Annotated in this window: 12 protein-coding genes; 6 read left to right on the top strand and 6 right to left on the bottom strand. The window is 36.9% G+C overall.

Annotation, left to right across the window (positions count from 1 at the left end; all coding sequences use genetic code 11):
- Positions 1-7 precede the first annotated feature (7 nt).
- Together dnaK and IPJ53_11265 are read right to left on the bottom strand one after the other, a co-directional pair.
- The gene (dnaK, locus tag IPJ53_11260) at positions 8-1,906 is read right to left on the bottom strand and encodes a molecular chaperone DnaK (GenBank protein ID MBK7799685.1); all 1,899 of its coding nucleotides are present in this window, start codon (positions 1,904-1,906) and stop codon (positions 8-10) included.
- 137 nt (positions 1,907-2,043) lie between these two features.
- Positions 2,044-3,018 (bottom strand): DUF4249 family protein, encoded by a 975-nt coding sequence (locus IPJ53_11265; protein MBK7799686.1) that lies wholly within the window; start codon positions 3,016-3,018, stop codon positions 2,044-2,046.
- 108 nt (positions 3,019-3,126) lie between these two features.
- Here IPJ53_11265 and panB point away from each other — a divergent pair, with 108 nt between their 5' ends.
- Together panB and mltG are read left to right on the top strand one after the other, a co-directional pair.
- Positions 3,127-3,942, top strand: coding sequence for a 3-methyl-2-oxobutanoate hydroxymethyltransferase (panB, locus tag IPJ53_11270; GenBank protein ID MBK7799687.1), 816 nt, complete (start codon positions 3,127-3,129; stop codon positions 3,940-3,942).
- Positions 3,942-4,976, top strand: a complete 1,035-nt coding sequence (gene mltG, locus IPJ53_11275) for an endolytic transglycosylase MltG (protein MBK7799688.1) — start codon at positions 3,942-3,944, stop codon at positions 4,974-4,976. Before panB ends, mltG begins: the two co-directional genes overlap by 1 nt.
- Positions 4,977-4,979: 3 nt before the next feature.
- On the opposite strand, the gene IPJ53_11280 is transcribed toward mltG, so the two are convergent.
- Complete coding sequence (locus IPJ53_11280) at positions 4,980-5,519, bottom strand: hypothetical protein (GenBank protein MBK7799689.1); 540 nt, start codon at positions 5,517-5,519, stop codon at positions 4,980-4,982.
- A 96-nt stretch (positions 5,520-5,615) separates the two neighbouring features.
- On the opposite strand from IPJ53_11280, the gene tilS reads away from it, so the two are divergent.
- Positions 5,616-6,944, top strand: coding sequence for a tRNA lysidine(34) synthetase TilS (tilS, locus tag IPJ53_11285; protein ID MBK7799690.1), 1,329 nt, complete (start codon positions 5,616-5,618; stop codon positions 6,942-6,944).
- A 6-nt stretch (positions 6,945-6,950) separates the two neighbouring features.
- On the opposite strand, the gene IPJ53_11290 is transcribed toward tilS, so the two are convergent.
- The 3 genes from IPJ53_11290 to mdh form a co-directional block, all read right to left on the bottom strand.
- Entirely contained in the window at positions 6,951-7,868 is a 918-nt protein-coding gene (locus IPJ53_11290) for a hypothetical protein (GenBank protein MBK7799691.1), read from the bottom strand.
- A gap of 119 nt (positions 7,869-7,987) precedes the next feature.
- Entirely contained in the window at positions 7,988-8,512 is a 525-nt protein-coding gene (locus IPJ53_11295; GenBank protein MBK7799692.1) for a redoxin domain-containing protein, read from the bottom strand.
- Positions 8,513-8,546: 34 nt separating this feature from the next.
- Entirely contained in the window at positions 8,547-9,482 is a 936-nt protein-coding gene (gene mdh / locus IPJ53_11300; protein ID MBK7799693.1) for a malate dehydrogenase, read from the bottom strand.
- Positions 9,483-9,589: 107 nt separating this feature from the next.
- Here mdh and IPJ53_11305 point away from each other — a divergent pair, with 107 nt between their 5' ends.
- Genes IPJ53_11305 through sucC form a run of 3 tightly spaced genes read left to right on the top strand, consistent with a single transcriptional unit; the run spans position 9,590 to position 13,825 of the window.
- Positions 9,590-11,116: a T9SS type A sorting domain-containing protein gene (locus tag IPJ53_11305; protein ID MBK7799694.1), complete on the top strand. Its 1,527-nt coding sequence runs from the start codon at positions 9,590-9,592 to the stop codon at positions 11,114-11,116.
- Positions 11,117-11,136: 20 nt separating this feature from the next.
- Positions 11,137-12,615: a T9SS type A sorting domain-containing protein gene (locus IPJ53_11310; protein MBK7799695.1), complete on the top strand. Its 1,479-nt coding sequence runs from the start codon at positions 11,137-11,139 to the stop codon at positions 12,613-12,615.
- Between the two features lie 4 nt (positions 12,616-12,619).
- Positions 12,620-13,825 carry an ADP-forming succinate--CoA ligase subunit beta gene (gene sucC, locus IPJ53_11315; protein ID MBK7799696.1) on the top strand — a complete coding sequence of 402 codons (1,206 nt, stop codon included), beginning with the start codon at positions 12,620-12,622 and terminating at the stop codon, positions 13,823-13,825.
- Positions 13,826-13,827 lie beyond the last annotated feature (2 nt).

A 13,827-nucleotide genomic window follows, 5' to 3' on the forward strand; every position in this document is an offset into this window, starting at 1 on the left:
AAATATTTTATCCTTTATTTACTTCTTCAAACTCTACGTCCGTAACTGGCTCGGTCGATCCTGAATTGTCTTGAGTTCCAGCTTCATTGTTTGGACTATCTGCCTGTGTTGCACTGTACATATCTTGAGATGCTGCCATCCAAGCTGCATTTAAAGCTTCCACACTTTTGGTTATTGCATCTAAATCCTGGGACTGATGCGCTGCTTTCAAATTAGCATGTGCCGTCTCAATGGCAGATTTTTTCTCTGCTGGAATTTTATCTCCAAATTCCTTTAACTGCTTATCAGTTTGAAAAATTAATGAGTCTGCTTCATTCAATTTATCTACTTTTTCTCTTGCTTGTTTATCGGCTTCCGAATTGGCCATGGCTTCATTTTTCATTCTTTCAATTTCTTCCTTTGAAAGCCCTGTAGAAGCCTCTATCCTAACATTTTGACGTTTTCCTGTTCCTTTGTCAAGTGCAGAAACATTCAGAATACCATTCGCATCTAAATCAAAAGAAACTTCTATCTGAGGTATACCCCTTGCAGAAGGCGGGATTCCATCCAAAATAAACCTTCCCACAGATCTGTTGTCCTTTGCCATTGGCCTCTCTCCTTGAAGTATATGAATTTCAACTGAAGGCTGATTATCTGCAGCTGTTGAGTAAACTTTTGCTTTTTTAGTAGGAATGGTGGAATTTGCTTCGATCACTACGTCATATACTCCACCCATAGTCTCAATTCCGAGAGATAATGGAGTTACATCGAGTAACAATACGTCTTTAACTTCACCTGTCAAAACCCCACCTTGAATTGCAGCACCAATTGCTACTACCTCATCAGGGTTAACACCTTTGTTTGGCTTTTTTCCAAAAAAATCTTCTACAACTTGTTGAATTTTGGGAATTCTGGTGGATCCTCCAACGAGTATTACCTCATCGATGTCATTTTTTGAAAGTCCAGCATCCTTCAATGCATCGGCACAAGGCTTTAAAGTTCTTTGTACTAATTCATCAGCAAGCTGTTCAAATTTAGCCCTAGATAACTTTAAGACTAAATGCTTTGGCACCCCATCGGTAGCTGTTATATACGGTAAGTTAATTTCAGTTTCGATGGAGGAAGAAAGCTCTACCTTAGCTTTTTCTGCGGCCTCCTTTAGACGCTGTAAAGCCATCGGATCCTTTCTCAGATCAATATTCTCCTGAGACTTAAACTGATCTGCCATCCAATCAATTATCACATGGTCAAAGTCATCGCCTCCCAAATGTGTATCCCCGTTTGTAGATTTCACTTCAAAAACCCCATCTCCTAACTCTAAAATAGATACATCAAAGGTTCCTCCACCCAAATCATAGACCACAATGGTCATATCCTTGCTTTTCTTGTCAAGTCCATAGGCTAATGCTGCCGCTGTGGGTTCATTTATGATCCTTTTAATATTTAAACCTGCAATTTCTCCTGCCTCCTTGGTTGCCTGACGTTGCGAGTCATTGAAATAGGCAGGAACTGTAACTACCGCTTCAGTAACTTCATGCCCAAGAAAATCCTCTGCAACTTTCTTCATTTTCTGAAGTATGATCGCGGATATTTCCTGAGGCGAGTACATCCTGCCATCGATGTCAACGCGACAAGTATTGTTATCTCCTTTGGCCACTTTATAAGCCATTCTAGTAATTTCCTTAGTAGATTCATCAAATCTCCTACCCATAAATCGTTTTATGGAGGCTACTGTCTTTTTAGGATTTGTAATAGCTTGCCTCTTAGCAGGATCTCCTACTTTCCGCTCACCATTATCTAAAAATGCAACTATTGAAGGGGTTGTTCTTCTGCCCTCTTCATTGGCAATTACTACGGGCTCATTGCCCTCCATTACAGATACACAAGAATTTGTTGTTCCTAAGTCTATTCCAATTATTTTTCCCATTGTTAAGTGATTTATACCAAATCTTTATCAATTGATGTGCCAAGGGAAAAAAAAGAAAATATGTCAGAAATTTTGACAAAAATCGGTCAAAATATGACAGAAAATTGACAATAGATATGTCAAAAAGTCATTGTAATTTAAAATCCAAGCAATCTTGTTTGATCTAGAGTCTTTAACAAGGACTTAGTCTCCAGGCTGATTCCAAAGCTTCTCTCGGTCTGATGAATACTGCTAAACAATCCGAATCCTTCACTCATGTTTGAATATCTTGGAATTTCCTGAGAAGCAGTAATCCCTGTATTGGCATTTACGATGGAATTAAAATCGTACACTTCAGGGCCACCTGCTCGAACTTTGAAATCAAGTCTCAATATTTCTCTTTTAATAGCAGGATCTACAATTAGATTCTCCTTTAAAAAATTATAAAACTGAAGGCCTCCAACTGTTACACTGGAGGATAAATCGCCCTTTTTAAGAACCCAGCGCAGGGGCTTTACTGAGATGTTGCCTGAAACAGTATTGGTTTCTTGTACATTAATGATAATGTCAAAATCAAAAATTTGAGAAGATTTTGGTTTTTGCCAACTGAAAGATTGTGGGAAATCTGGCTTAAATTGAACCTCTCTATTGGTGGATGGAGGGGAAGTAAAATCAAAATCACGAACCAATTGAATCCTACTGGTAACTTGAGTTTTTCCATCTCCACGATCAATCTTTAGCAAAATACTATCTCCTCCAGCCATCTGGAGCTGTGATGTCTTCAACTTGTATAAAATATTTGGAACTTGTACAAAAGGTCCTGAATTTCTGGGATACCCTTCAGATGTCCCATCAACCTTCTTTAGTTCTACTTCTCTCTTAGAAGTGAGATTAATCAAATATACCTTAGCATTTTTATAATAAATGGAGTCGGCAACTTTAGCCATGTCAACAGCCGGTATATTCTCATCTACAAATAACTTTTCAACTCTTATATATTGAGCAGAATCTACCCTGTTGATCAAGCCATAGACCACCGGAATATCCTTCCAGGGTTCTGTAAGTATAAAATCTTCTGAACAGGCTGAAAATAACAAAATGCCATAAATGGTGAATAGATTCCTGATTTTCATGCTGCAAAATTAAAGAGTTTCACCCTCTTATAACGTCACAAATCATAATTTAACATCGTTAATTTCAATATAGCTTAAAAATTGCTCCTGAATCTTTAATTTTGAGCCATGTCAGTGCATAAGGAAATACGAAAAATAACCACCAGAACTTTACAGGAAATGAAAGTGGCTGGTGAGAAAATTGCCATGCTTACCGCATATGATTTTACCATGGCAAAAATTCTGGATGAAGCCGGAATTGATGTTTTGCTGGTTGGAGATTCAGCCTCAAATGTAATGGCAGGTCATGAGACAACATTACCGATTACTCTGGATCAGATGATCTATCACGCTCAATCCGTTGTTAGAGGTGTAACCAGGGCTTTGGTCATAGTTGATTTACCATTTGGATCTTATCAAGGCAATTCTAAGCGTGCCCTGGAATCCTCCATACGAATTATGAAGGAAAGTGGTGCACATGGAGTTAAATTAGAAGGTGGTTCTGAAGTTGCTGACTCTATCAAACGAATTCTTACCGCAGGTATTCCAGTTATGGGCCATTTAGGCCTAACTCCACAATCTATTTATAAATTTGGCACCTACAATGTCCGGGCCAAAGAAGATCAGGAAGCTGAAAAACTTAAGCACGATGCCAGAATTCTGGAAAGGTCCGGTTGTTTTAGTCTGGTGCTTGAAAAAATACCAGCTTCTCTTGCTAAAGAAGTAAGTCTCTCTTTATCTATACCCACTATTGGTATTGGCGCAGGTAATGGTGTAGATGGACAAGTCTTGGTTATTCACGATATGATTGGCTTAAACAAAGAATTTAATCCTCGGTTTTTAAGGAGGTACTTAAATCTAGCTGAGGACATCCATCTTGCAGTCAGTAAATATTCAGCTGATGTAAAATCCAAAGACTTTCCAAACGAAAAAGAACAATATTAATGCAGAAACGAGGATGGTTGCTACTTGGGGTGGCAGCATTGGGGTTGATCATTATTTTAGCGATCAGCATTTTCAACCAAACTTTCAAAAACAATGTGGTAGATTCAGAAAATCCTCATGTACTAACCATTAGGGATAATGAATCATTTATTCAAATTATAAGTAAAATTACAAGTCAAAACATTTTAGTGGACACCGGCTCATTTTCTATAATTTCAAGGATTATGGGTTATACGACCAGTAAAATTCGACCAGGAAGATATCTTATTAAGAATGGAATGAGTAATTATAAAATAATTGCAAAACTTCGTTCAGGTCAACAAGATCCCGTACAACTTACAATTAATAATGTTAGAGACATTACCCAGTTGTGTGGTAAATTAAGCAACTATATATCGCTAGACTCTGTAAGTCTGCTTGAAAAATTAAGTGACAGTATCTATCTTTCTACTCTGGGTTATACGAAGGATGATATACTGTGTTTGTTTATACCTAACACTTATGAAATGTATTGGAATATTACCTTCGATAATTTCATAAGGAGAATGATTGTTGAAAACGAAAAGTTTTGGTCAAAAGAAAATAGAAAACAAAAAGCAGAAGAAAGGAATTTAAAACAAAATGAGGTGTACACTCTTGCTTCAATTGTAGAAAAAGAAACCATAAACACAAATGAAAGACCGGCTATTGCTGGAGTATACCTAAATCGCTTAAAAATTGGTATGAAACTTCAGGCAGATCCTACTGTCGTCTTCGCACTTGGTGTATCCGGCCTGCAAAGAGTTCTGCTTGAACATCTAAGCTTCAAATCACCATTCAACACCTACCAAGTTGAAGGCCTACCCCCCGGACCAATTTATATGCCATCAGTGAACAGTATTGATGCAGTACTAAACTCTGAAAAACATGACTACTTGTTTTTTTGTGCCAAACCAGGATATGACGGCAGTCATTTATTTGCGGTGGGAATAGAGCAACATTATCAAAATGCCAGGATTTATCAAAAATGGCTAAATGATGAAAAAATAAAATAAACCTTATTTAGAATCCGATTGACTTGGCTGGCCGGTTTTTCTTAACAATTTCATCTGCCATGGATTGTTTCCATATTTTGAAGTTCCAATTAAAACCATCGCATCCGGGTCAACCTTGACCGTCCATTCAGACGAGCTATCTCGGGTGGATCTTAGTTCCAAAGTTTTTGAAGCATCCGTATATAAATAGCGTCCTGAGTCGGTAGTTTTGTCATATATACCTTTTTTGTACTCCCCATTTTCTAACAAATCTAACCAATGCCCTGCATAGATATTCTGTTTGGGCACTTCATCCTTTAATGACAACGCGAAAAAGATATGCCAAACTGAATCGGTAATATCATGATTGACTTTTTGACCGGTGGATGCTTTTATAAATGCTTCGTCCAACTTACCAAAAATAACCGAATTAGCAGAAACTGCAGATGACTGAGACAACTTGGCTTCATTGGTAACACCTGTCTCTACTTCCTTCTTGGTATCACGTTTACAGGCATCAAACAAGAAAAAATAAATCACTAAAAGAACATAAACTGGCTTCATAACCTTAATTTTTATAAACTTGAATACAAATAAATTAATTTTGAGCGATCTGTAGTCAATTTTTTCGCAATACTCACAATTAATTAACTTTTAACTTTGAATTCTAAAGGATTAGAAGCACTGGTAAACTCATTTCTGGCTGAGTACCGGCAGAATAAGTTATTACTGGCTGTCAGCGGAGGAGTCGACTCGATGGTGCTGGCTAATATACTTAAAAAAACAGGATTCGAATTTGGAATGGCACATTGTAATTATCACTTGCGTGATGAACAATCGAATTTAGATCAACAACTAATAGAAAATTGGGCTGTTTCAAACAATATTAGCTTACACGTCAAATCCTGCCCTATCTCAAAAAACTCACCGAATATTCAAGATTCAGCAAGGAAGCTTCGACTGGCACATTTTAATGAAATTAAGAGTAGTTATGATTATAATTATCTGGTCACTGCTCATCATATGGAAGATCTCATTGAGGGCTTTTTCCTCAATTTGATCAGAGGAGCTGGAATTAGAGGATTGAACACCATGTCTCGATATTACAAACATTCACTTAGACCATTAGAAAATGTAAAAAAAAATGAGATTTATGATTACGCTTCTTTTAATAATATTTTGTTCAGAGAAGATAGTTCAAACTCAGAGGATAAGTATGCAAGAAATATCATCCGGCACCAAGTGATCCCTGTTTTTAAAACTATTAGTTCATCCTTTTTCAATACAGCCGGAAGAAGTTTAAAATTATTGGGTGAACACGAAGCGCTCATAGACTTTTACAGATCCCAATGGAAATCGAAAAACGTTCAATTTTCTGAAGCATTTATCAAAATCAACATTATTTTTAATGAGGAAGATTACTTTCTCTTTGAATTGCTTGCAGATGAAGGATTTCATTACAATGAAATACAAAATATAAAATTAAATCTTAATTCTCCGGGAAAGGAGTTCAAATCAAGGAATGATAAAAAACTCATTATTGATCGCAGTTGCCTTTATATTTTAAATAGTAAAACGCCCTCTATTTTTGAAAAAATCATTATTTATAATCATCATGATAAACAAATTCAAAGTAACGAAATTTGTGTAACGATAAAATCAATAAATATCAGAGATTTTGATTGGAATGCAATTGGAAAGGACCCTTGGGTCATTCATTTTGATCTTGAACACGTGAATTTCCCATTGATAATTCGACCCTGGTTGGATGGAGATAAAATGAGACCGATTGGCATGCAAGGAAAACAAAAAAAAATTAAGCAAATTCTAAGCGACAAAAAGTCAAATTCTGCATTTAAAAAACAGGAACTTGTATTAGCCTATAATGAGGAAGTTTACTGGTTAATTGGACATACAATAGCTCATCAAGTCAGTATCACCGAACAAACGAAATGTATCTTGGAAATTAGTTTTACTTTTGAAAAGTAGATAAAATCACCTGGACTTTTTTGGATTTCCAAAAAGGTCTTTTGTCCTATCATCCAATATTTGTTGATCACGGGGAGCCTCTTTCATTTTAGTGGTTGGTAGATAAGGATCAAATTTCCACTTTCCCGATTTATAGTTGAAAGCTTCATACGTACCATCCGGAACCAGCATAAAAACATTTTTCTGGTTAGGAGTTTCATATCTGGCGATGTGGTCAAAAACAATCATCTTGTTTGGCGCCTCATAAGTAAGTGTACAATTTGATTGTTGAGAGTACCTAACTACATGTCGATTTGTAAAAATTTTATCCCCACTCTCCTCTTCAATTTCAAATTCCTTTGACCCAAAGGTAATTTGATCATCTTTAATCCTTAAAGCTTCAATTATTTTAAATTTTTCTTGTCTGGAATTCTGAGCAAATCCAAACATTACATAGTAATTTTCTTTTCCAAAACTCTCAGGAATTAAATAAAAATAAACCGCCCCGTACCAATTTTCAGGTGTAAATTCTTCAAATCTAATTCTGTCATAATCCCTTTGTTCCCTGGAGAACGGAAGAATTTTACCACTCCTTAATTTAACCAGTCCATCATAATGCCAAACATTGTTTTCACCTTCGTATTGCCAGGTAAATAATTCAAATGATTTGTCATCAGGAGTTAGGCGAACAATATTGGGGTTAAAATCAGTAATTGAGTAATGATCCTCTGACAAAACTTTACCCATTAAATAATTAACTCTTTCAGCTGACAACTTTCTGTGCTTTGGTATTCTGGAATTAAACATTACGTCTGACCAAAAACTAAGACTATCAGCAGATGCCCAAGCAACTTCTTGCGCAGAGGCGGGATAATACACTAAAGCAGATAATATAAAAAACTTAAAAACCCTTCTGATCATATGAATCCACAACGAAAAAGCCAAACACATATTATTTCAAAGCGCGGAACAAACTTATTTTAGTCCAAATCCTTAGGACTGTTAAATTTTGAAACAATAAAGTAACTCCAAGAGAATGCAAACTTACATAAGCGCACCAAAATCTAATTAACAGCACAATCTACCATGCTTTTGTAATCAGGCTTGTCAGACACAAATCGGTGCCTAAATTCCGAAACTACCTTACCTTCAAAAATAGTGAATACTCCAGGCATTTGAAATCCATCTCCTAATTGAACCCCCCAGCCATGGCCTTTGATAATTCCCGCATCTAAGCCTCTGATCCAAGACCTAAACCCAAACAATTGGTTGAAGTTACCCTTTACCAGTCCAAACTGCCGATACAACTGACACTCCGTGTCAGAAATATGATCTAAATGAGAAATTTTGTATTTTTGAAAATAACGCTGTGCCATTTCGTTTGTAGCCATGTGAACGAGTATAATATCTACTTTGTTGTGGTCAACCTGAGCATCTAACTCAGCTATTTCTTCCATCGCTTCACGACAAAATGTACATCCAAAATGTCTTAGAAAAACAAGTAGGACCTGCTTTTGATGACTCAATTCATCAATATTAATTCCGGCGGCTGTAACAACCTTATTCAAACCTAACTGGACTCCAAACATACCAATTAAACCAATAAAGTCATTTGAGGTTCATTTAATTTTTTGGAAGATTATCATATACCTCCATCATGCTCCTTACTTCAACCGCTGATTGGTTTAATAGGGCCTGCTCTGATGTTTCCAGCTTTACTTCCAGGATTTGAGCAATACCTTCATAACCTAGTTTAACAGGAACTCCAACAAATACATCTTTCAATCCATACTCTCCATCTAAATGTACACAACAAGGAAAAATTCGGTTCTCATCTTTTAATATGGATTCTACCATTTGCGCAGCGGCGGCTCCCGGTGCATACCAGGCTGAAGTTCCCATAAGTTTTACCAATTCTCCTCCCCCGTACTTGGTTCTTTCCACTATTTTAGAGAGAACTTCAGCATCAATCAATTCAGTTACAGGAATCCCTGCCACGGTTGTGAATCTAGGCAATGGAACCATTGAATCTCCGTGACCTCCCATCAATAATGCTTGTATATCTTTTGGGGATACATTAAGGGCTTCTGCTAAGAATGCACGATATCTTGCTGTATCCAAAACACCCGCCATTCCAATTACCCTTTTAGCATCTAAACCGCTTACTTTATAGGCCGCATATGTCATCACATCCAAAGGATTTGAGACGACTATAATTATGGGATTCTTTGAATATTTCATCACATTGGATGTGACACTGTTGACTATTCCTGCATTTGTACTTATTAAATCATCGCGAGTCATCCCTGGCTTTCGGGGTAACCCAGCGGTAATCACCACAATATCAGAACCTTCTGTATAAGCATAGTCGTCAGTTCCTATTAATTTGGTGGAATAATAATCCACAGGAGCTTGTTGCCAACTGTCCAAGGCTTTCCCCTGAGCCATTTCTGCTTTGATGTCAACTAAAACAATCTCCTTAATAAAATCACGATGAGCCAAAACATTCGCAACAGTTGCGCCTACATTTCCAGCTCCTATAACGGTAACTTTTTTCATTTTAAAACGTTGTTTGGGTAAGAAACTTGATTTCGATGCAAAACTAATGATTGAAGATGTCATTTTGTTTTAATTTTGAACCTTAATTAATCAACAAATACCATTGAATGAAAAATTTTTACCTGCTCTCTCTTATTTCATTGCTTTCATGGAATTATGCAAACACCCAAGCAACAGTAGGTCATTGTGGCACTTCAATTGAAGACCAGCTGCAGATCAGAGATAGAATGTTCCAAAATCGTGAAAAAATGGAAAATCTGATCTTTCCAAGGTCTGGTGCTATTCGATATGTCCCTGTAAATGTTCACTTGGTTGCAAAAGCTGATGGTACAGGCAGAAGCAAGCTTACCAGCGTTTTTGAGAGTTTGTGTGCGGTGAATGAAATTTATTTAGATCAAGAAATACAATTTTACGTAAGGAATGTAAATTTTGTTAATAACACAGCTCTTTATGACAATCCTTCCAGTGATTTAGGGGCTTCTTGGTCAAGAAGCATCAGCAACAGTTATAGAAATGGTCTTAACTTTTTTATTGCCAAAGTTGCCAGGGCTGAAGAACTTGGTGTTTTGGCATTTTATTCTCCAAACGGAGATTACGTTGTGACAGGCGTTCATCAAAGCCAATTGCTACCACGTGAAGCACACAAAATCGCTCATGAGTTTGGTCACTTTTTTAGTCTTGCACATACCTTTTTTGGTTGGGAGGCCACTACTTATACTTGTGCTACCCCAACTCCTAAGACCGTATCCTTAGGAGGCTCAATATTTGACGTCGAATATGTAGACAGGGCAAAAAGAGTGAATGGCACTTTGAATTGTAAAATAGCGGCAGATGGCTTTTGTGATACTCCTGCTGACTATAATCTGGGATTCGGTTGGAATGGCGGGTGTAATTACGTTGGTTGTGCCAAAGATCCTGATGAAGTCCTATTAGACCCTATGGAACGCAATATTATGGGATACTTTCTTTCTTGTTTGGACAGTTTCACCACAGAACAAAAAGCGGCTATTAACAGGGATTATTTGTCTGCTGGCAGATCTTACCTTAGGCCTAATTTCACTCCTCTTGGATCTGTTGTAGGAAATCCCGTAATTGTTGACCCCCAGGCCAATTCGGTTACAAGTGGTTTTAATTCAGTAAAACTTGATTGGGAACCGCTGGCTAATGCAACCCATTATTTTATAGAAATTGGGGAAACCGTCTTAACCAATAAGAATAGAAATTTTCTAACCAGGCGTACAGACACCACATTAGTCGATCTTCTACCTGGAAAAAAATATGCTTGGAGAGTGATAGGTTATAATGCGAACAATTTCTGTATTACACCTTCAAATGCTTTATTCTTTACAACCGGACAATTTCCAGTTGCAACAACGGATCCTCAAGCTTCTTTGATTTATGTAAATGCATATTCTTCACAAGCCAATCAACTGGTTTTAGAAGTTAATATTGATAGACAATCCTCAGGATTACTTGAAATTTTTAACCTTGAAGGAAAAAGAATCACTTCTGAAAGATTGGAACTTGAAAGTGGCAGCAACACATCAACCATTTATTTAGAGTCAAAAGGTGTTTACCTCTACAGATTGAGTACACCAGATCGAGTATTATCTGGAAAAACCTTGGTACATTAAAAGCATAACTTTCACACAGAATGAAAAACTTATTCTTACTGTCATTATTGGCAATAGGGTGCTTATTAGAACTTCCAGGACAAGGCACTCAGGCTAGCTTTTGCGGAACTAATACTGCTGACCAGCAAAGATTAATCAACACAAGGCAATTATCTAACCATTTTTCAATTCCTGAATCTGGTATAATTTACATTCCGATTCAAGTTCATATTCTACGATCTGATGCCGGTAACGGAGGATATAATTTAGTTTCCCTTCAAGAGTCATTGTGTACTTTAAACAATGATTTCAAGAACACTGGAATTCAGTTTTATTTTGAAAATGAAGTTAATTACATCGACAATTCAAAATGGGACTCACATCCAAGATTTGAGGCTGGAATTGAGATGATGAAAATCAACAACATTAAAAATGTAATTAATTGTTACATTGTTACTGACCCTGCTGGAAATTGCGGGTATTTTGCCTATGAAGGAGATGCAGTTGCATTGAGCAAAACATGCCTGGGAAAGAGCTCTCACACATGGGCACATGAATTGGGGCATTACTTTTCTTTACCACATACTTTTTTTGGATGGGAAGGGACTCCCTATAGTTATAATAAACCAACTATCGAATATCAAGGACAGGTATGGCGTACAATTGAAAATGTTGACAGGAACAACTGTCCAATGGAGGCTGATGGATTCTGTGATACGCCACCTGACTACATAAGTAATCGTTGGAGTTGCGACGAAAATTCACAAAGCTCTTCAGTACAAAGAGATATAAACAATGAAGAATTTAAATCTGACGGCAGTCTCTTTATGTCATACGCAAATGATGCTTGTATGAGCCGGTTTGCTGCTGACCAATCAAAGGCAATGATAAATTATCTTATGTCAACGAGGTCAAATTTACTTCGTTCTTCTATAAACTATGTGGGAATTGAGGCATTCAACGACGATTTATTTTTTCCAATTGATTCGAGTACCATTTCTGCAAAGGATGTTATTTTTAACTGGAACAAAGCTTCTGGAGCTGAATCATATTTATTTCAACTTTCACGAACAGCAGCCTTTAGCCTTTTAATACAAAACGTAAGAACGGAAAACAATTTTATAAAATTAGATTCAATCCCTACAGGCAAAAACTTTTATTGGAGAGTAATTCCTATTAATAAATTTGATTTCTGCGCACAGTCTTCAAAGCCACTTTACTTCAATACAAATGTTATTAGTTCATCGAATGATATAACCCAATCTGAAAACGTTAAAATCTATCCAAATCCTGTAGGCCAAAACAAAACTCTTTTTGTGGTCGCCTCTAATACATCTTCTCTACTTGATATTAGCATATTTGATTTGGCAGGAAAAAAAATTGAGCTCAATACAATCAGTATTTTAGAAGGAGGAACAAACACAATTAATCTAGAAGAATTTAAGGCCGGAATTTATTTCCTTAGGATTAAAAATTCAGAAAAAGAAGTTATTAAAAAAATTATCATCTCTAACAATTGATTAAATGAATATTCACGAATACCAGGGAAAAGAAGTACTGAAAAAATTTGGCATCTCCGTACAAAAAGGAATTATTGCAACAACTGTACAAGAAGCTGAACTTGCATTTGAACAAATTCAAAAAGACACAGGAACCCAGATTGCAGTAGTTAAAGCACAAATCCATGCCGGTGGTCGAGGTAAAGGAGGAGGGATAAAACTTGCAAAATCAAAAGAAGAGTTAAAGCAATATGCAAGTCAAATCCTTGGCATGTGGTTAAGAACCCCTCAAACTCCAGGAGGGATGGAAGGTCCTGGAAAATTAGTAAATAAAATTTTTATAGCAGAGGATTCTTACGCCCCTGATTTTAATGCCTGTAAAGAATATTATTTCTCCATACTTACAGATCGTGCCACCCAAAAGAATGTAATTATATATTCCAGTCAAGGTGGAATGGATATTGAACAAGTTGCAGAAGAAACTCCGCATCTTGTGCTAAAAGAGTATATTGATGCAGCTTTAGGAATTCAAGAGTTTCAATTAAGGAAGATTGCTTTCAACCTAGACTTGGATGGAAAGGCTTATAAGGAAATGTGTGATTTTGTTAAAAAGTTATATACAGCCTTTCTTGGATCGGATGCTACATTAATTGAGATCAACCCCTGTCTCCGCACAGGTGATAACAGAATAATTGCTGTTGACTGTAAATTTGCGTTAGATGACAGTGCTTTATACCGACATCCGGAGCTTGAGAGTATGAGAGACGAAAACGAAGAAGATCCAACAGAAGTTGAAGCCAGAAACAATAACCTTAACTATGTAAAACTGGATGGCAATGTAGGTTGTATGGTAAATGGAGCCGGATTAGCCATGGCCACTATGGATATCATTAAAATGGCCGGAGGAAGTCCTGCAAATTTTTTGGATGTTGGAGGAACTGCAGATGCTGCCCGGGTTGAACAAGCATTCAGGATAATCTTGAAAGACCCTTCAGTAAAAGCAATACTGGTGAATATTTTTGGCGGAATTGTAAGATGTGATCGCGTAGCTCAGGGCATTGTTGATGCCTATAGAAATATGGGAAACATAACTGTCCCTATAATTGTAAGACTCCAGGGAACCAACGCCGAAATTGCAAAGCAAATTATTGATGAATCAGGTTTGGAAGTTCATTCGGCCATCCAGCTTCAAGAAGCAGCCGATTTAGTAACCAAACTCCTTAAATCATAGAA

This window comes from Candidatus Vicinibacter affinis (assembly GCA_016714365.1).
Lineage (GTDB): Bacteria > Bacteroidota > Bacteroidia > Chitinophagales > Saprospiraceae > Vicinibacter > Vicinibacter affinis.